This is a genomic window from Pseudoduganella sp. GW821-FHT11H04 (genome assembly GCF_058807935.1).
This window is the reverse complement of sequence record NZ_JBXARE010000004.1, coordinates 588,287-605,015: the sequence shown is the minus strand read 5'-3', so window position 1 is coordinate 605,015 and position 16,729 is coordinate 588,287. Positions and strand designations below refer to the sequence as shown.

The window sequence follows — 16,729 nt, the reverse complement described above, 5'->3', positions numbered from 1 at the left end:
TGGACAACTTCCAGCTTGAATTCTGTCGTGTACTTTGCCAATGAAAAACCCCGAAAGTTGGTGTCCAACTTTCGGGGCTCAGTTCACCGCGGGGCGCTATTTTTATTAGCTGATGCCGCTTAGAAGGCGGTATCGAACCTTACGTACATCGAACGGCCATTGATGCCGAACGGGCAGGTTTCCCAGCAGTGAGTAAAGCCGAGCTGGTTGAACGGGAAGCCCGCGTCGCCTTCCCAACGGGTCGGCATGGTGTTGAACAAGTTGTTGATACCAGCCGACAGGTGGGTCTTCTTGCTGAAGGAGTAGCGGCCGGTCAGGTCCAGCAGCCATTTGCCCTGCCAGGTGAACTCCTTGCCGTTGAAGCCTTTGCCCGACACTTCACCATAATAATTGGCGCGGGTGTTTACGTTCCAAGGGCCGGTGGTGTAGTCGACTGCCAGCACATGGTGCTGGCGCGGCTGGCCGTGTTCGAGCAGCATCACTTGCGCATCGTCGAACAACTGCTCACCGGTCAGGACCGTCGAGCTCGAGTGGCGCTTATCTACCGTTGTCTTATTGAAGCCCAACTGGCCGGACAGCACAAGGGTCGAGCCCGTCATGCGCACAACCTTTTCGCCCACGATATCCAGGCCGCGGGTGGTGGTATCCACCGCGTTGGTGAAGAACAGCGCCTGTTGTACGTTCAGGCTTGCCAGCAGGTTGGCAATCGGGCCGCCGCCTGGTTCGCCATTGATGTTGCTGGAGAAGACGATACGGTCCTTGATCTTGATCTGGTACAGATCGGCCGTCAGCGAGGTGTCCTTCATTGGACGCCACACCGCGCCCACCGAGGCGTTACGCGAAGTTTCTTCCTTCAGCGGGGCGATACCGAATGCCTTGGAAGCCGCGCTGCCCTGACGCGCGGTCAGCGTGTCGGCCAGGTTGCCGTTGGAATCCAGGTTGGTCGATACCTGGCTGAAGAACTCTTGCTGCACGCCAGGCGCGCGGAAGCCGGAGGAGACGGAGCCGCGCAGGCCAAACTGCTCGTTCGGATCCCAGCGGGTGCTGAACTTGCCGGTGACGGTGCTGCCGAAGTCCGAGTACTTCTCGTAGCGCACAGCGCCGGCCAGCAACAGCTCTTTCACCGGATGGTGTTCAACGTCCAGGTACAGCGCGATGTTATGGCGGCTGTCGTCCACTACTTCGTTCGGCGAGAAGCCCTGGAAGCCCTGCGTGCCCAGGCCGGCCGTCGTACCCGCTTGGCCGTTGATGACGATCGCGCGGTTGTTGGTGCGGCCATACTGGTAAGACACCGGGTCGCCGGCCACGATCTCGTAGCCGTCGCGGCGCCATTCGAAGCCGGTGGCCAGGAAGATCTCAGAGCCGCCCAGTTTCATCGGGCCTTTCAGGTCGGCATTGAAGGTGGTCTGGTTGAATTTCAGCTTACCGGTGTCGGCTTCGGTCGGCGAATCGGCGTAAATGCCGCCGCCCGGCTTCGGTTCGTACCAGTAGGACACGTTGACCGTGTTCGATTCGTGGAAGTCGAGTTCGGAACGGCCATGGTTGATGCTGAAGTCGACCGACCAGTCATCGCTCAGGTCGCGGCGGAAGCCGAAGGCCAGCGAGGCATCTTTGACCGTGGTATTGATTTGCGGCAGGAAGCCGTTCGGATAAATGGCCGGCACGGTGCGGTTATCGCCCTTCGAACGGAAGAAGCCGCCGCCATCGCCCTTGCGCTTGGACACGCCGCCGAAGCTGTAGAACTCGCCCAGGCCGTTAGCCGGCAAGGCGCCGTTCCACCACAGGTAGGCGTCCTTGGCGTTGGAGTCGCCCACGCGCTGGGTCACGCGCGGCGGGTCGACGCGCAGGGTGTCGAGGCCGGCGCGGTTGGTTTCGTTGCGCTTGCGGCCTTCAGCGGTCAGGTTCAGGTAACCGCCGTCCTGGCCGAGGGCGAAGCCGGTATTCACGCTGCCGGAGTACAGGTCGCCGTCACCTTCCGAGGTGGTGCCGAGCGTGCCGGACAAGGCGGTCTCGCCAACGTTTTTCTTCAGCACGATGTTGATCACACCGGCGATCGCGTCGGAGCCGTACTGGGCAGCCGCGCCGTCGCGCAGCACTTCCACGTGATGGATGGCCGACAGCGGGATGGCGTTAATGTCGGTACCGGCCGAGCCGCGGCCAACGGTTTGCTGCACGTTCACCAGCGCCTGCTGGTGGCGGCGCTTGCCGTTGACCAGGACCAGCAGCTGGTCAGGGCCGAGCGAGCGCAGCGTCGCAGGGCGGATGATGTCGGTGCCGTCCGAAATAAAGGTCGAAGAGAAGTTGAACGAAGGGTCCAGGGTTTGCAGCAGCTTGCCCAGTTCCAGCGGGCCGGCGGTCTCCATGTCCTTCTGGCTGATCAAGCCAACCGGCGCAGCGGTATCGAGCGCGGTCTTGGCCGGGGAGCGCGAGCCCAGCACGACCACGGTCTGCTGTTCGTTGGTGTCTGGGGCGGCAGTCTGTGCGTAAACCTGCGTAGTGGCCAGCAAAACAGCACTGGCGATAAGGGTGCGTTTCATTAGATGTTCCAATCTCTCTGACAATTTTTATGATGGTGCCGCCGAAAAATACTAACCTTGCACGATTGATCTCACAAAGAAAACATTCATTTTTTATAATTTAATCTTCGCATAACGTTGCATAGATGGAACAGAACCGCAGCTATTAGCGTGATTCCACGCCAAGTGCTACATTGTCAGCAAGCGATTCAAGGGAGGAAGTGTGATGACTGATGCTCTGTTGCTGACTGACCGTTTGTGCGACCTGACCGAGATGGCCTTGCAGGCCTATACCAAGTTCGAGAAGGCCACTGTCTACTGCACCGCCAAACACCTGATGGCCGATTTCGAGGATGCCGGGCTGCCGCTGGCAGCTTTCGACAAACTGGCCTCGATCCAGGCCAGCATCCTGGCGGCTGTCGAGTTCGCCCCGCCTGGCGGCAAGAACAATCCCCAATGCATCGTCTGCGCGCGCAGCGAGATTGCGGCGTTGCGCGAAATGCTGAAAGAAAAAAAGCGTCCCGAAGGACGCTTGTCAGAGCACGTGCACTAGCTACCCACAAGGCTTAGGCCTGGTGATCTTTCCCCTGTAGGCAGCGGGCCGCGCGAGTCGAATTTTTATTTATTCGGTTGCGGTGTGATGCGCAGGTAAGGACGCGGGGCTTTGAAGCCGGCCGGGTATTTTACCTTGATCACTTCCGGGTCCTGCACCGTGAGCGGGATGATCACGTCATCGCCATCTTTCCAGTTGCCTGGGGTGGCGACGGTGTGCTTGTCCGTCAGTTGCAGGGCATCGATCACGCGCAGCACTTCATCGAAGTTGCGGCCGGTGCTCAGCGGGTAAGTAATCTGCAGGCGCAACTTTTTAGCCGGATCGATCACGAACAGTGAGCGCACCGTGGCGGTGGCCGACTGGTTGGGGTGGATCATGTCGTACAGCTCGGCCACCCTGCGGTCGGCATCGGCAATGATCGGAAAGCCCACTACGGTTTGCTGGGTTTCTTCGATGTCCTTGATCCATTCCCTGTGCTTGTCGGCCGGGTCGACCGACAGCGCAATCGCCTTTACATTACGCTTGTCGAACTCCGGTTTCAGCTTGGCGGTCAGGCCCAGTTCCGTGGTGCAGACCGGGGTGAAATCGGCCGGGTGCGAGAACAGCACGACCCAGGACTCACCTGCCCACTCATGAAACCTGATGCTGCCAATGCTGGAATCCTGTTCGAAGTCCGGTGCGGTATCGCCAAGGCGTAAACTCATTCTTCTTCTCCGTCGTTAAATTGCTTGCGCGCTGTGCCAGGACTTGCAGCAGGCGCTGGCCAAAGCGCCAGTCACCCAGCCCCGATTCAGCGTTGATATGCCCCAGCGCCCCGGCGTTGACGAAGTCGCTGCCCCAGCGCTGCGCCCAGGTTTCCGCGTTTTTCACCGTCATCCATGGGTCGTTGGTGCTGGCCACCATGATCGATGGGCAAGGCAGGTCTCCATGCGGCAGCAGGGAGCTGACCTGGAACTTATCGGGATCGGCAGGCCCCACCAGCAGCACGCCCGCCACGTGGGGGGAGGAAGAACGTGACAAGCTCAATGCGGTGGTGAGGCAGCCGAAACTGTGTGCAACGATGAGGGTCGGACGGCGGTCCTGGTCCAGTACTTCATCCAGGCGGTCGGCCCAGCGCAGCAGGACAGGATCGCTCCAGCGCTTCTGCTCTACCCGCTCGAAGCGCGGGTACAGGCGCTGCCAGCGGGACTGCCAGTGTTCCGGGCCGCTGTTGTGCAGGCCGGGAGCGACCAGCACGCGGAATTGGTTCAGTTGTTGGATCGCCATGCGGCCCTCCGTTGCTGTGGTTACTTGCCTGCGACTTTGGAGCCGGGCTGGTAGATCTGGTCGAATACGCCGCCGTCAGCAAAGTGGGTCTTTTGCGCGACGGTCCAGTCGCCTGCCACGTCGGTGATCTTGAACAGCTTCACGTTAGGGAACTGGCTGGCGTATTTCTTCGCTTCCTTCTCCACGGTTGGGCGGTAGTAGTTCTTGGCGATGATCGCTTGCGCCTGGTCGGTGTACAGGAAATTCAGGTATGCCTCGGCGACCTTGCGGGTGCCGCGCTTGTCGACGACTTTATCGACCACGGCGACCGGCGGTTCAGCCAGGATCGAGACGGAAGGCGCCACGATTTCAACCTTGTCCGGACCCAGCTCCTTGATCGCCAGCAGGGCTTCGTTTTCCCACGCGACCAGCACGTCGCCGATGCCGCGCTCAACGAAGGTGGTGGTGGCGCCGCGGGCGCCGGAATCGAGCACCGGCACGTTCTGGTAGAACTTCTTCAGGAATTCGCGTGCGGTGGCGTCGTTGCCGCCCGGCTGGCGCAGGGCGTAGCCGTAGGCGGCCAGGTGGTTCCAGCGGGCGCCGCCGGAGGTTTTAGGATTCGGGGTGATGACCGCCACGCCTGGCTTGACCAGGTCGTTCCAGTCCTTTATGCCTTTCGGGTTGCCCTTGCGGACCAGGAAGACGATGGTGGAGCTGTACGGGGTGGCGTTATGCGGCAGGCGCTTCTGCCAGTCCTTGCTGACCAGGCCGCGCTCGGAGACGGCGTCGATGTCATAGGCCAGGCCCAGGGTCACCACGTCGGCTTCCAGGCCGTCGATCACGGCGCGCGCTTGCTTGCCGGAGCCACCATGCGACTGTTTGATCTTGACGTTGTCGCCAGTCTTGGCCTTCCATTCCTTGGCGAAGGCGGTGTTGACGTCCTGGTACAGCTCGCGGGTTGGGTCGTATGAGACGTTGAGCAAGCTCACGTCGGCAGCTTGCGCCACAGCGGCGGTGGCGAACAAAGCAGCGGCAATCAGTTTCTTGGACAGCATCTGGTTTCCCCTTAATGTTTGGAGATGCCAGATTAATGCCCTTCTATATAATTACGAACGAATTCTTTCGACGATCCTTATACAGGAAAGTAATTACAAATAGCGATTGACCAGGACGACCGCCCAGGTGGCGCCCGAGAGCAGGCAAGCCAGCAGTACGGCAGCGCTGCCAAAGTCCTTGGCGTTCTTGGACAGCGGGTGGCGCTCCAGCGAGACACGATCCACCACGGCCTCGATTGCCGAATTGATCAGCTCGACGATCAGGACCAGCACCATGCTGCCAATTAACACCAGTTTCTGGAAGGCAGATACCGGCAGCAGCATTGCGGCGATCGCGCCCACCACAAATACGGCCAGTTCCTGGCGGAAGGCGTGCTCCGAACGGATGGCGGTCTGCAGCCCCTCGATAGAGTAGAAAAAGGCCGAATAAATGCGCTTCAGGCCACTCTTGCTTTTGAATTCACTAGTAGGTTCCATGGGCACGGATTATAGCGACAGATTTCCCATTTTTTTCACATCATGGTATAAATAAGTCTGCCTATACCGCACTGCACCAACCACATCATGAAAAGCGAAACCCTGCCCCCGCAGGAAACAAAAACGACAATCCAGGTCATCGACCGCATGACGGCCCTGCTTGACGCCCTGGCCAAGTACCCCGATCCGGTCAGCTTGAAGGAGCTGTCGAAAGTTTCCGGCCTGCATCCTTCTACCGCCCACCGCATCCTGAACGACCTGGTGGTGACCCGCTTTGTCGACCGCGTCGAGCCGGGCACCTACCGCCTCGGCATGCGCCTGCTGGAACTGGGAAATGTGGTGAAGAGCCGCCTGTCCGTGCGCGAAGCGGCGCTGGACTTCATGCGCGCCCTGCACAAGAAGACGCAGCAAACCATCAACCTGTCGGTGCGCCAGGGCGACGAGATCGTTTATATCGACCGCGCCTTCTCCGAGCGCTCCGGCATGCAGGTGGTGCGCGCCATCGGCGGCCGCGGCCCGCTGCACCTGACTTCGACCGGCAAGCTATTCCTGTCGGTGGACGAGCCGAAGGCGATCCGCGCCTACGCCACCCGTACCGGGTTGGCTGGCCACAACAAGAATTCGATTACCGACTTGCCGCGCCTGGAGCGCGAGCTGAGCCTGGTGCGTGCGCGCGGCTATGCGCGTGACAATGAGGAGCTGGAACTGGGGGTGCGCTGCATGGCGGCCGGCATCCGTGACGATTCCGGCAAACTGGTGGCGGGCTTGTCGATTTCCGCGCCGGCGGACCGGCTGCAGGATGAATGGCTGGACGACCTGGTCAGCACTGCCAACCAGATCTCCGCAACCCTGGGTTACATTCCCGAGTAAGACTGGGCGCCGACGCTGGCGCCGCTGACATTCTCGCCGAAGGTCGGCTTCAGCGCGGCCAGCCACTTCTTCATGCGGGTGGCGTCGGCTACACGGGCAGCACTGCCCTTCGCATCCAGCAGCACCATGATGACGGCGCGGCCTTCCACCATGGCCTGCATGATCAGGCAACGGCCGGCTTCGTTAATGAAGCCGGTTTTCTGCAAGCCGATTTCCCAGCCCGAGTTCGGCGCCACCAGGCGGTTGGTGGTGCCAAAGGTCACAGGACGGCCGTTGTTTTCCACGATGGCTTTCGGGTCGGTCGAGAATTCACGCAGCATCGGATGCTCGTAGGCAGCCTGCACCAGCTTGGCCAGGTCGCGTGCGCTAGCCACGTTCAGCTTGGACAGGCCGCAGGAATCCACATAATGGGTATCGGTCATGCCCAGCGACTGCGCCTTGTCGTTCATCGCTTGCACGAAGGCTGGCAGGCCGCCCGGATAGTTGCGGCCAAGCGCAGAAGCGGCGCGGTTTTCCGAACTCATCAGCGCGATGTGCAGCATATTGCGGCGGGTCAGGCGGTCGCCCACGCGCAGGCGCGAGGAGCTGAATTTTTCGCGGTCGACATCCTCGTCGGTCACGGTCAGGACTTCGTCCATGTCCTGGTTGGCTTCCACCACCACCAGTCCGGTCATCATCTTGGTGATCGAGGCGATAGGCAGCGCAACGCCGGCGTTCTTTTCAAACAGGATTTCGGAATTGGCCTGGTCAAGCACCAGGGCTACATTGGATTTAAGGTCGAGGGGATCGCGCACCAGGTTCAAGCCGGCCAGGTCGCCCATGGTAGGACGGCCTGCATCGGACACCTTGGTGACGCGCTGGTAAACAACCTTGCTCTTGCCGTGAACCTTTACGGTGCGCTTGACCACCTGCTCTTTGGAAGCAGGCGCGGCATGGCGAGTACCAGCTTTCTTGACTGCCGCTTGCGCAGAACCAATTGAAGCTGTTGCGCAAAGCACAGACACAAGCACGCTGATAGCAAGTTTGTTCATTCCTCTTCCCCGGTGTGAAACAGCAGAATCGCTAGTTGCAGTGTAGCAAAAACAGATTCCAGCGCAAGCAATTCCGAAGTAAAGTTTTCAGCCTCGCAATACACATTTTCCATAGTGACGCCAGACTGCAACGGAAGCTTGTTCACTCCATAAATTTAACAAATTTGGCAATCGGTTCGCGCTCGGTTGGCAGCGTGTTTTCAATTTTGCCACTATCGGCGCCTTCTGGCGACATCGCACATACAACAGTTTCGCTGGCCAAGGTTATGGCGCCTGGTCCGCAACCTTGGCATAGCTGACTGTATGGTGTGCCAAAAGGACGCCCGATTTCCCCCATGACTCGACCGTGCCATAGGCAGTTCGGCGTCCGAGGCGCAGCACGCGAGCGGTGCAGCGCAGCGATTCGTCGGCTCCGGGGGCCAGGAAGGCCGTCTTCATATCGGAAGTCACCCAATGTTCTACCGTACCGCGGGTCGTCATGATGGCGAGCCACATGGCGACGTCAGCCGCTCCCATGATCGTCATGCCGCTGACGATGCCGCCCGGCCGCTGGAATGCCGGCTTGAATGGCACCAGTAATTCGCATTCGCCTGCAGAACAGGCCGTGACTTCGAAATCGTAGCCGGCCAGGAAACGGGAACCTTCAAGCACGCGGTTCAGGTCTTGCACAGAAGTAATCAATTGCATGATCAATGCCCTCAGCTAACGTGGCGGTCGGCCCAAATACTGCATTTCGCACCTGCGTCGCCAGGCCGGCGACGCAAGCCTATTCCATGAATTTGACGAAACTGGAAATCGGTTCGCGCTCGGTGACCAGGGTATTTTCGATTTTGCCTCTGTCCGCGAAACCAAGCGACATGCCGCAGACAACAGTTTCGCTTGCCGGCAGGCCCAGCACCTCGCTGATGATCCGGTGGTATTGGGTGAAAGCAGCCTGGGGGCAAGTATCCAGGCCGCGGCCGCGCGCCGCTACCATGATGTTTTGCAAAAACATTCCGTAATCGAGCCAGGAGCCCTGCTCCATGATGCGGTCGATGGTGAAAATCAGGCCAACCGGCGCGTCGAAGAATTCGAAGTTGCGACCGTGCTGGACAGCCATGCCGGTCTTGTTTTCGCGGGTCAGGCCCAGTAAGGAATACAGGTCCCAGCCCACCTTGCGGCGGCGGTCAATATAGGGCGACACCCACTCGCGCGGGTAGTAGGCGTATTCCTCGGTGTGCAGCTTGTTCTGTTCCGGGTCGGCATAGGCCGCCAGGATCTTGGCAGACAGGGCTTCCTTCATTGCACCGGTGAGAACATAGACTTGCCAAGGCTGGGTGTTAGTGCCGGACGGCGCGCGGGCGGCCACTTCCAGGATGCTCTCGATATCTTCACGCGCCACCGGGGTGGGCAGGAAAGCGCGGATCGAACGGCGCGAAGTGATGGCCGCGTCGACGGCTTGCTGTTCTGGGGAATTGATCATGATGGCCTGGCCTATTTGGATTGCTTAATCACAAATATTACTCCAAACATGGGGAATCCCCTCCTGCTTGGCAGGAATATCGGCAGCGATTCCCCGTGGAAAGCCTTTAGTGGCGGGAAGTTGCTTACTTTGTGCAATGCACAAAAATTTCTTGACTTTGATTTCTGAACCCGGATAATTGGCTTTGTTGCGTTGCACAATTCGTTGTTTTCTGTTGTAGAAACAGCTAGTCCCAACGACTAATTCACTTATTTGGAGAGTCCAATGTTTGCGATTCCTGAGCAGTTTTCCAATGCCACCAAGGCAAACTTCGAAAGCCAGTTCGCACTGTTTTCTTCGCTGACCAACAAAGCCTTCGAAGGCGTTGAGAAGTTTGTCGATCTGAACCTCACCGCTGCCAAGGCATCGCTGGAAGAATCGTCGGTCGCCACCAAACAGCTGCTGGCTGCCAAGGACCCGCAAGAGTTCTTCACGCTGTCCGCTGCCCAGGCTCAGCCAGTTGCCGAGAAAGCTATCGCTTACAGCCGTCACCTGGCATCGATCGCTTCCGGCACCGGCGCTGAATTCAGCAAGGCCGCCGAGTCGCAGATCGCCGAGACCAACCGCAAGGTGATCTCCCTGGTTGACGAAGTAAGCAAGAATGCCCCAGCCGGCAGCGAAAGCGCCGTTGCCCTGTTCAAGTCCGCCCTGAACAACGCCAACGCCGGTTACGAGCAGTTCACCAAGAGCGCCAAGGCTGCTGCTGAAACCTTCGAAGCCAACGTGAATGCTGCGGTGAACCAGTTCACCACTGCTGCCACCACCGCTAAGAAGCAGTAATTGAAATCCCGCCGGCCCTCGCGGCCGGCTACGAAGCATCGCTGTACGCAGGTCTCCTCGGCATCCGTGGTTTCCTCTCAGCGGGTGTCCTTCCCGAGCCCCGGCATAGTCCGGGGCTTTTTTTATTCATACGGACGGGATACTCATCGCGACATTGGGCTCGATGCCAGCATCGAATCGATACGCTTGTTCGACGCGTCGATGAAGGCAATAGTCTCTTCAACATCGGCTGCGGCGCGCTTCATCCGCTCAGTGCACTCATCAAAGAAGCCCTTCACCGGACCATTATTGTCCATGCGATAGCAAAAGCCGATAGCAGCACTCAGCAAGGCCTCAACAGAAATATGCATCTCAGCTGCGGCGGATTCGAGCCAATCCCGCTGATCGGAAGTAAGCGGCACGAAGATCCCATTCGTTGAATTTTCCATGATGCCCTCCATTGGCTGCAGTATGTTCCTGCCAACCTTGCAGTTCAAGCAAGCCCATGCGTTGTTTACATTTCATCTAAAACGAGATAATCTGTCTTGATGACGAGACGAACTCCCGCACAGCAGCATTTGCTGGAACAGATGGCACAGGTGGCCGAGGGGCTGGGGCGCACGCTGGCGCCCTTCACCGAGGTGGTGCTGCACGATTTGCGCGATCCGGGCCATGCGGTGCTGGCGATCCATAACAACCTGTCGGGCCGCGCGGTGGGCGAACCGGCGACGGAGCTGGGCCTGGCGCGGATTGCCGATCCGGCCTTTCCGCAAGTGCTGGCGAATTACCCGAACACCTTCCCCGACGGTCGCCCTGCAAAAAGTACGTCGGTGGGCATCAAGGATCAGGATGGCGAATACATTGCCGCCCTATGCCTGAATGTGGACCTGAACCTGTTCCGCAGCCTGCAGGCGATGCTGGGCCAGTTCAGCAATGTCGATCCGGCGGCGGCGGTGATTGAATCGCTGGCGCCGGCCGCAGGCGCGGACGCGATCCGCGCGCATATCGAACAATTTGCGGCCCGGCTTTCCACCACGCCGCGTGCTTTGAAGGCAGAGGAGCGCCGCGCCTTGCTGCGTGAGCTGGGCGATGCGGGCCTGCTGGAAATGCGGCGCTCGATGGAAACCATTGCCGCCTACCTGGGAGTATCCCGTGCCACCGTCTACAACTATGCCAAATAACGAAGCACGCTTGCTATTGCTGGACTGCGACGCCGTCGCCACCCTGCTGCAGCCTGACGATGTGCGCGCCGCCGTGCACGAAGCCTTCACCTTGCACGCCGCGCGCGCAGCCCGCGTGTTTCCACTGGTGCGGGAAGAGCTGCCGGGCAGCGCGGTCTTCGGCATCAAGTCAGGCGACGTGCCCTCGCAGGAACTGCTTGGCTTTAAGGCCGCCGGCTTCTGGCCCGCCAACCGCGAGGGCGGCAGCGATGCGCACCAGGCCACCATCATGCTGATCGATCCGCGTACCGGCCGCCCTTTATGCCTCGCCGACGGCAATGCAGTCACCACGGCGCGTACCGCGGCAGCTGGCGCGCTTGGCCTGCAACTGCTAGCCCGCCCCGATAGCGAGCATCTGTGCGTGTTCGGCACCGGCGTGCAAGCGCGTGCCCATGTGGACTACGCGCTGCATGCCCTCCCTTCGCTCAAACGCGTACGCTACATCACCTCCGACGGCCGCCAGGAGCCTTCGTTCGAAGCCTTGTTCACGGGACGTTGCGATGTCGCGCCGGCTGGCGGCGCGCGCACTGCGGCCGCCGATGCCGCCGTCGCCGCATCGGATGTGGTGATCACCGCCACGCCGGGTCACAGCATGTTGTTTAACACCGATGCCGTGCGGGTTGGCACGCACATCAACGCAGTCGGCGCTGACACGCCAGGCAAGCGCGAACTCCCGCCTGGCCTGCTGCAACGCGCCCGCGTATGGACCGACGACTTGCCGCAAGCGCGCCGCATCGGCGAGCTGCAATGGGCGCAGGACTTGCCAGCCGCCGAACTGGGCGAGCTGCTCGCAACGCCGCCGCAGCGAGCGGCGGACGACATCACGATTTTCGACATGACAGGTATCGCCCTGCAAGACCTCACCACGGTGCGCATGCTGTACCAGCGTGCCCTCTCCAACAACATCGGCCACAATATTCCCTGGCCCTGGTAAGGAAAGAAGCAATGACCATCCCAACTTACGAAGACATCGTCTCAGCCGCAGGCCGCATTGAAGGCCACGCCCACCGCACGCCAGTCCTGACTTCGCGCACAGCGAACGAAGAACTGGGCGCAGAGATTTTCTTCAAGGCTGAAAACCTGCAGCGCATGGGCGCATTCAAATTCCGCGGCGGCTTCAATGCGCTGTCGCGCTTCAGCGAAGCACAACGCAAGGCCGGCGTTGTCGCCTTCTCGTCAGGAAATCATGCGCAGGCGATCGCGCTGTCGGCAAAGATCCTCGGCATCCCCGCCACCATCATCATGCCGGAAGATGCTCCGGCATCGAAGATCGCCGCCACCCGCGGCTACGGCGGCAACGTGGTCACTTATGACCGCTACAAGGAAGACCGCGAAGCCATCGGCCGCAAGCTGGCGGAAGAAAAAGGCATGACCTTGATCCCGCCCTACGACCATGCCGACGTGATCGCCGGCCAGGGCACGGCAGCCAAGGAATTGTTCGAGGAAGTGGGCGAGCTGGATTACTTCTTCGTCTGCCTGGGCGGCGGCGGCTTGCTGTCTGGCTCCGCGCTGGCCACGCGCGCGCTGTCACCGAAATGCAAGCTGTATGGCGTGGAGCCGGAAGCGGGCAACGACGGGCAGCAATCATTCCGCAGCGGCGCCATCGTTCACATCGATACGCCAAAAACCATCGCCGATGGCGCACAGACGCAGCACCTTGGCTCGCTGACCTTCCCCATCATCAAGCGCGACGTAGACGACATCCTCACCGTGAGCGATGCGGAACTGGTCGACGCCATGCGCTTCTTCGCTTCGCGCATGAAGGTCGTGGTTGAACCGACCGGCTGCCTGGGCTTCGCAGCGGCGCGCAAGATGAAGGAAGAATTGCGAGGCAGGCGCGTGGGCGTACTGATTAGCGGCGGCAATGTCGATATCGAACGCTTCGCCAGCCTTCTGGCTTAATTCGCCGAATGTGTACTGCGCAGAGGCAGGCCGCGCCAATTCACGGCTTGCACCTGCAATTCGCAGCACATCTCACGGAACTGTTGGCTCATCAGGAATTGATACTCCCTGACGCGAAAAGCTTCCGCGCCCCAATCCTTCAGCGCGGGATGGCACATCGCCAACCCGCCCAGCTGCGGTGCTCCAGCCAGCCAGCCACGCCACAACGCCGCCAGGTCAGCATCCCCGGTCAGGCCATAGACGCCCATGAAGTCGGAGTTGCCTGTGAAACCAATGGGTACCAGCCGGTGAGCCAGCGCTTCGCTGCCCAGCATGCCAATGACGGCCGCCTTGGCTCCTCGCCAACGCCGCGCAGTAGTGTTGCGCACGCGGATGCTTCTTTCTCCGTACCGTTCCAGCAACTGCGCCAGCGCCTCGCGGATCACGGGGAACTGGTGCACATGCTGGTGGCCGTCAATGAAATCCGGCAGGCGCCCCGTCAGTTCGCCAAAGCGCTGCAATTGGCCTTCCAGCGCGGCCTGCACATGCGAGGCGCTCAGCGTGCCGCTCCAGGCAGACAGCATCAGGGAGGTCAGGCTGGTCTCACGCCGGTACGCTGCATGCGCCAACTCACTCGTGAAATCCAGGTGCAGGCCAATATCAGCGCCGCGCCGCGCGATGGCGGACAGTGTGTCGCGGTTGGGACTACCCAGCGCCATCACGCTTGCAGCGCTGACGATGCCCTTCTCCACCAGTTCGGCCACCGCATCATCCACTGCGGGATGAAGGCCGATATCGTCGGCATTCAGGATCAGCCCTTTCATCGCCACGCTCCCGCGAATGCCCATACTTTCCCGAGCAGGAAGCTGAGCGCCGCGACCAGGAATGTCACAACCGTCAACAGTAGCAGGTAAGGCTGGCCGGGAAGACGTTGCAAGGCCTGCGTGAACAACAGCTGGTTCAGCGCGAATGCCGCCACAGACACGGCGCCCCAGCGCGCCATGCTGCGCTGCCACGGCGCGCCGCAGCCAAAGGTAAAGCGGCGCTGTCCCATGAAGCTGACCAGGAAGGCCACGCAAAACGCTACGACGTTGGCATGCGCCGGAGGCCAGGCTGCAAACTCCACCAGCAGCCAGACCAGCGTCAAATGCGTCAGCGCAGCCGCCGCGCCGACCAGCGCGAAGAACAAAGGGCGCCGCATCAAAGCACCTTCATGCTGCGTTCGCGCAGGCCTAGCTTGCTGTGGTCCACTGTTTCGTCAAGCACGTAGAGTGGGCGCTGCTTGGCCTCCTCGTACACGCGGCCAAGGTATTCGGCGATGACGCCCAGACAGAGCAACTGCACGCCGGCGAGCAGCATCATGCCCGAAGCCAGCGTGGCCCAACCGGACACCGCATTGCCGATCACAAGGGTTTCAACGGCGATATATAAGCCGTAAGCCACCGCAGCCAGCGAAACCAGGGCGCCCGCTCCCGATACCATGCGCAAGGGCCGCAATGAAAAGGCGGTAATCCCGAACGTCGCCAGTTCGGCCAGCTGGCGCATGCGGAATTTGCTGCGGCCCGCCGTGCGCGGCGCCGCATTGAAATCCACCGTGGTGGTGCGGAACCCCAGCCAGGCATACAGGCCCTTCATGAAGCGGCTGCGCTCCGGCAGCTGCAACAGTGCGCGCACCACGTGGCGGTCGAGCAGGCGGAAGTCGCCTGCATCGGGCGGAATGCGGAAGCGCTCGTTCCCCTGCAGGAAAGCGTAGAAGCGGCGCTTGGCCCACGCCAGCAAGCGCGGTTCATGCGCGCGCGAGGCCAGTGTAGCGATCACGGTATCGTAGCCGGCGCGCCATTGCGCCACCATGATCGGCAGCAAAGCGGGCGGGTGCTGCCCGTCGCCATCCATGCATATGACGGCATCGCCACGGGCGGCCGACAAGCCGGCAGTCAGCGCGGCTTCCTTGCCGAAGTTGCGCGACAGGTGAAGCAGCTGGACATTGCAATGTCCGTTGCCGCGCTCGAAGCTGGCCACGACCTCGGCCAGGTTGTCGTCGCCGCCATCGTCGACAATGACGATTTCCCATTCCAGCTTGCAGCGCCGCAGTTGCTGCTCGATTTCGGGCAGCAATGCCGCCATCGCTTCGGCCTCGTTCAGGACCGGAATAACGACGGAAAGCGAATTGCGCGGTTTCATGGCCCGATCTCCAACAGTGTGCGGTGCGCGCCGCGGAACAGCACGCGGCCCTTCACGCCGGCGGCTACGTCATTGTCGGCCGCCACAAGTCCGGCGGGCGGCAACGGCTCGCCTGATACAGCCTCACGGATCGCCGCGCCGCCATAGAAGGCGGACGAAAAAGCAGGCTTGGTCAAATACAGCACCGGCGCACCGGGTGCGGCTTGTGCGGCCACGCGCAGCAAGGCACGGTCCGAATTCCGGTCCTGACGGCCCAGAATGAAAGGCAGCGAGGCCAATACCAGCAAGGCGTAGCCAGTGAGAGCCATACCGATCTTGCGCAGGCTGGCCGCATCCATCCGGTCCAGCCAGCCGGCCACCAGCACCACGAAAGGCGGCACTGCCGTCAGCGTATAGGTACCAATGATGTTGCGGCTGAAAGTGAAGAACAGCAGCGGTACCAGCGTGGCACACCACAAGTAGGATTCCAGCGGGCTGGCGCGGCGCAGGCGCAGCGCTGTGGCCAGGCGGGTCGCAAACAGCACGAACCATGGCAGCACGCCGCCCAGCCAGAACACCCAGATCGCGCCCCAAGGCTGGCGGTGCGCGAAGCCATAGCGGTCGCCCTTCCAGCCAGGCACCAGGAAGCGCGAGAAATGCTCGCCCACGATGAAGTAGCTCAGGAAGCCGGGATACGCATGTTCCGCCGCCGCGTACCATGGCGCAAAGAGCGCCAGCGCCAGCAGCACACCGCGCCAGTCCCACAAGCGCCACACGTCGGCCAGACGGCGGCCCGGAAGCATGGCCCAAGCCAGGACGGGCATGCCGATCAGGGCCCACGTCGCAAGGCCTTTGGTCAACGCGCCAAGGCCGATGCAGGCCCAGAACGCCAAGCGCTCCAGACGGGCCATACGGATATTCTGCGCCTGCATGGCGCCCCAGGCAAAATACTGCGCCGCGCACACCACCAGCATTTGAGCAGCATCGGTCATCACCGCGCCGGCGCAAACGAAGAAGATCGGCGTCGCCGCCAGCAGCGGCGGCACCAGCCAGCGCTGTCGCACGCCATGAGCGGCGGCCCAGGCGCTGCAAATCCATGCCGTCAGCGCGGCAAATAGAAGGGACGGTAAGCGCGCTGCGAATTCGTTCACGCCCAGCAGCGCCATTCCAGCAGCGCTGCTCCAGTTGGACAGGGGCGGCTTGGCGAAGAATGGCGTTTGCGCATCCATATGCGGCATCAGCCAGTAGCCATGCACGACGGTCTGGCGTGCCAGTTCGCCGTAGCGCGCTTCAGTGGTGTCGGCCAACGGGCCAAGCGCCATCAGAAGCAGGCGAGCCAGCAGCAGCAAGGCCAGCGCCGCGTAAAACCAGGACTTGAGCCCGGGCTGCGGGGCATGCTCCTCGGTCGCTCCCGCGGTGTCTTGCGTAACTTGCAATGAAAAATTGAGATTCATCTGGATA

General features: G+C 61.2%; 19 protein-coding genes. 6 read left to right on the top strand and 13 right to left on the bottom strand.

All coding sequences use genetic code 11. The annotated features are described in order from the left end of the window. Positions 1-119: 119 nt before the first annotated feature. Positions 120-2,537: a TonB-dependent receptor plug domain-containing protein gene (locus AC1RTP_RS13040; RefSeq protein WP_498608044.1), complete on the bottom strand. Its 2,418-nt coding sequence runs from the start codon at positions 2,535-2,537 to the stop codon at positions 120-122. Between the two features lie 205 nt (positions 2,538-2,742). On the opposite strand from AC1RTP_RS13040, the gene AC1RTP_RS13035 reads away from it, so the two are divergent. Continuing rightward, positions 2,743-3,069, top strand: a complete 327-nt coding sequence (locus tag AC1RTP_RS13035) for a hypothetical protein (RefSeq protein WP_498608043.1) — start codon at positions 2,743-2,745, stop codon at positions 3,067-3,069. 65 nt (positions 3,070-3,134) lie between these two features. Here AC1RTP_RS13035 and AC1RTP_RS13030 read toward each other — a convergent pair whose 3' ends face one another. The 4 genes from AC1RTP_RS13030 to AC1RTP_RS13015 all read right to left on the bottom strand — a co-directional run bounded on the left by AC1RTP_RS13030 (position 3,135) and on the right by AC1RTP_RS13015 (position 5,846). Further along, complete coding sequence (locus AC1RTP_RS13030; protein WP_498608042.1) at positions 3,135-3,773, bottom strand: peroxiredoxin; 639 nt, start codon at positions 3,771-3,773, stop codon at positions 3,135-3,137. Next, a complete protein-coding gene (locus AC1RTP_RS13025) occupies positions 3,700-4,335 on the bottom strand; it encodes an RBBP9/YdeN family alpha/beta hydrolase (protein WP_498608041.1) in 636 nt (211 codons plus the stop codon). The genes AC1RTP_RS13030 and AC1RTP_RS13025 overlap by 74 nt, the downstream gene beginning before the upstream one ends. Positions 4,336-4,355: 20 nt before the next feature. Further along, positions 4,356-5,369: a sulfate ABC transporter substrate-binding protein gene (locus tag AC1RTP_RS13020; RefSeq protein WP_498608040.1), complete on the bottom strand. Its 1,014-nt coding sequence runs from the start codon at positions 5,367-5,369 to the stop codon at positions 4,356-4,358. Positions 5,370-5,462: 93 nt separating this feature from the next. Further along, the gene (locus AC1RTP_RS13015) at positions 5,463-5,846 is read right to left on the bottom strand and encodes a diacylglycerol kinase (RefSeq protein WP_498608039.1); all 384 of its coding nucleotides are present in this window, start codon (positions 5,844-5,846) and stop codon (positions 5,463-5,465) included. A gap of 87 nt (positions 5,847-5,933) precedes the next feature. Between AC1RTP_RS13015 and AC1RTP_RS13010 the strand changes: the two genes are divergently transcribed. Then, positions 5,934-6,716: an IclR family transcriptional regulator gene (locus AC1RTP_RS13010; RefSeq protein WP_498608038.1), complete on the top strand. Its 783-nt coding sequence runs from the start codon at positions 5,934-5,936 to the stop codon at positions 6,714-6,716. On the opposite strand, the gene AC1RTP_RS13005 is transcribed toward AC1RTP_RS13010, so the two are convergent. The 3 genes from AC1RTP_RS13005 to AC1RTP_RS12995 form a co-directional block, all read right to left on the bottom strand. After that, positions 6,701-7,747, bottom strand: a complete 1,047-nt coding sequence (locus tag AC1RTP_RS13005; RefSeq protein WP_498608037.1) for a serine hydrolase — start codon at positions 7,745-7,747, stop codon at positions 6,701-6,703. The genes AC1RTP_RS13010 and AC1RTP_RS13005 overlap by 16 nt on opposite strands. Before the next feature lie 264 nt (positions 7,748-8,011). Continuing rightward, positions 8,012-8,434: a PaaI family thioesterase gene (locus tag AC1RTP_RS13000; RefSeq protein ID WP_498608036.1), complete on the bottom strand. Its 423-nt coding sequence runs from the start codon at positions 8,432-8,434 to the stop codon at positions 8,012-8,014. Between the two features lie 79 nt (positions 8,435-8,513). After that, positions 8,514-9,209, bottom strand: a complete 696-nt coding sequence (locus AC1RTP_RS12995) for a nitroreductase (protein WP_498608035.1) — start codon at positions 9,207-9,209, stop codon at positions 8,514-8,516. A 264-nt stretch (positions 9,210-9,473) separates the two neighbouring features. On the opposite strand from AC1RTP_RS12995, the gene phaP reads away from it, so the two are divergent. After that, complete coding sequence (phaP, locus tag AC1RTP_RS12990; protein WP_498608034.1) at positions 9,474-10,028, top strand: TIGR01841 family phasin; 555 nt, start codon at positions 9,474-9,476, stop codon at positions 10,026-10,028. A 143-nt stretch (positions 10,029-10,171) separates the two neighbouring features. Here the strand turns inward: phaP and AC1RTP_RS12985 are convergent, their stop codons facing one another. After that, positions 10,172-10,456, bottom strand: a complete 285-nt coding sequence (locus tag AC1RTP_RS12985; protein WP_498608033.1) for a hypothetical protein — start codon at positions 10,454-10,456, stop codon at positions 10,172-10,174. Positions 10,457-10,555: 99 nt separating this feature from the next. Between AC1RTP_RS12985 and AC1RTP_RS12980 the strand changes: the two genes are divergently transcribed. Genes AC1RTP_RS12980 through AC1RTP_RS12970 form a run of 3 tightly spaced genes read left to right on the top strand, consistent with a single transcriptional unit; the run spans position 10,556 to position 13,129 of the window. Beyond that, entirely contained in the window at positions 10,556-11,188 is a 633-nt protein-coding gene (locus AC1RTP_RS12980) for a helix-turn-helix transcriptional regulator (protein ID WP_498608032.1), read from the top strand. After that, a complete protein-coding gene (locus AC1RTP_RS12975; RefSeq protein ID WP_498608031.1) occupies positions 11,178-12,161 on the top strand; it encodes an ornithine cyclodeaminase family protein in 984 nt (327 codons plus the stop codon). Before AC1RTP_RS12980 ends, AC1RTP_RS12975 begins: the two co-directional genes overlap by 11 nt. Positions 12,162-12,172: 11 nt before the next feature. Then, complete coding sequence (locus AC1RTP_RS12970) at positions 12,173-13,129, top strand: threo-3-hydroxy-L-aspartate ammonia-lyase (protein ID WP_498608030.1); 957 nt, start codon at positions 12,173-12,175, stop codon at positions 13,127-13,129. Here the strand turns inward: AC1RTP_RS12970 and AC1RTP_RS12965 are convergent. From AC1RTP_RS12965 to AC1RTP_RS12950, 4 genes are read right to left on the bottom strand one after another with little or no spacing between them, the layout of a single operon-like run. Then, the gene (locus AC1RTP_RS12965) at positions 13,126-13,932 is read right to left on the bottom strand and encodes a ChbG/HpnK family deacetylase (RefSeq protein ID WP_498608029.1); all 807 of its coding nucleotides are present in this window, start codon (positions 13,930-13,932) and stop codon (positions 13,126-13,128) included. The two genes, AC1RTP_RS12970 and AC1RTP_RS12965, sit on opposite strands and share 4 nt — an antisense overlap. Then, complete coding sequence (locus tag AC1RTP_RS12960; RefSeq protein WP_498608028.1) at positions 13,929-14,309, bottom strand: GtrA family protein; 381 nt, start codon at positions 14,307-14,309, stop codon at positions 13,929-13,931. The genes AC1RTP_RS12965 and AC1RTP_RS12960 overlap by 4 nt, the downstream gene beginning before the upstream one ends. Continuing rightward, complete coding sequence (locus AC1RTP_RS12955) at positions 14,309-15,289, bottom strand: glycosyltransferase family 2 protein (protein ID WP_498608027.1); 981 nt, start codon at positions 15,287-15,289, stop codon at positions 14,309-14,311. The genes AC1RTP_RS12960 and AC1RTP_RS12955 overlap by 1 nt, the downstream gene beginning before the upstream one ends. Next, complete coding sequence (locus AC1RTP_RS12950) at positions 15,286-16,722, bottom strand: ArnT family glycosyltransferase (protein ID WP_498608026.1); 1,437 nt, start codon at positions 16,720-16,722, stop codon at positions 15,286-15,288. The genes AC1RTP_RS12955 and AC1RTP_RS12950 overlap by 4 nt, the downstream gene beginning before the upstream one ends. Positions 16,723-16,729: the final 7 nt, after the last annotated feature.

What these genes read in the sequence shown, in the direction of transcription:
- AC1RTP_RS13040 (WP_498608044.1), bottom strand. Translation starts at nt 2,537, where the DNA reads ATGAAACGCACCCTTATCGCCAGTGCTGTTTTGCTGGCCACTACGCAG.
- AC1RTP_RS13035 (WP_498608043.1), top strand. Translation starts at nt 2,743, where the DNA reads ATGACTGATGCTCTGTTGCTGACTGACCGTTTGTGCGACCTGACCGAG.
- AC1RTP_RS13030 (WP_498608042.1), bottom strand. Translation starts at nt 3,773, where the DNA reads ATGAGTTTACGCCTTGGCGATACCGCACCGGACTTCGAACAGGATTCC.
- AC1RTP_RS13025 (WP_498608041.1), bottom strand. Translation starts at nt 4,335, where the DNA reads ATGGCGATCCAACAACTGAACCAATTCCGCGTGCTGGTCGCTCCCGGC.
- AC1RTP_RS13020 (WP_498608040.1), bottom strand. Translation starts at nt 5,369, where the DNA reads ATGCTGTCCAAGAAACTGATTGCCGCTGCTTTGTTCGCCACCGCCGCT.
- AC1RTP_RS13015 (WP_498608039.1), bottom strand. Translation starts at nt 5,846, where the DNA reads ATGGAACCTACTAGTGAATTCAAAAGCAAGAGTGGCCTGAAGCGCATT.
- AC1RTP_RS13010 (WP_498608038.1), top strand. Translation starts at nt 5,934, where the DNA reads ATGAAAAGCGAAACCCTGCCCCCGCAGGAAACAAAAACGACAATCCAG.
- AC1RTP_RS13005 (WP_498608037.1), bottom strand. Translation starts at nt 7,747, where the DNA reads ATGAACAAACTTGCTATCAGCGTGCTTGTGTCTGTGCTTTGCGCAACA.
- AC1RTP_RS13000 (WP_498608036.1), bottom strand. Translation starts at nt 8,434, where the DNA reads ATGCAATTGATTACTTCTGTGCAAGACCTGAACCGCGTGCTTGAAGGT.
- AC1RTP_RS12995 (WP_498608035.1), bottom strand. Translation starts at nt 9,209, where the DNA reads ATGATCAATTCCCCAGAACAGCAAGCCGTCGACGCGGCCATCACTTCG.
- phaP (WP_498608034.1), top strand. Translation starts at nt 9,474, where the DNA reads ATGTTTGCGATTCCTGAGCAGTTTTCCAATGCCACCAAGGCAAACTTC.
- AC1RTP_RS12985 (WP_498608033.1), bottom strand. Translation starts at nt 10,456, where the DNA reads ATGGAAAATTCAACGAATGGGATCTTCGTGCCGCTTACTTCCGATCAG.
- AC1RTP_RS12980 (WP_498608032.1), top strand. Translation starts at nt 10,556, where the DNA reads ATGACGAGACGAACTCCCGCACAGCAGCATTTGCTGGAACAGATGGCA.
- AC1RTP_RS12975 (WP_498608031.1), top strand. Translation starts at nt 11,178, where the DNA reads ATGCCAAATAACGAAGCACGCTTGCTATTGCTGGACTGCGACGCCGTC.
- AC1RTP_RS12970 (WP_498608030.1), top strand. Translation starts at nt 12,173, where the DNA reads ATGACCATCCCAACTTACGAAGACATCGTCTCAGCCGCAGGCCGCATT.
- AC1RTP_RS12965 (WP_498608029.1), bottom strand. Translation starts at nt 13,932, where the DNA reads ATGAAAGGGCTGATCCTGAATGCCGACGATATCGGCCTTCATCCCGCA.
- AC1RTP_RS12960 (WP_498608028.1), bottom strand. Translation starts at nt 14,309, where the DNA reads ATGCGGCGCCCTTTGTTCTTCGCGCTGGTCGGCGCGGCGGCTGCGCTG.
- AC1RTP_RS12955 (WP_498608027.1), bottom strand. Translation starts at nt 15,289, where the DNA reads ATGAAACCGCGCAATTCGCTTTCCGTCGTTATTCCGGTCCTGAACGAG.
- AC1RTP_RS12950 (WP_498608026.1), bottom strand. Translation starts at nt 16,722, where the DNA reads ATGAATCTCAATTTTTCATTGCAAGTTACGCAAGACACCGCGGGAGCG.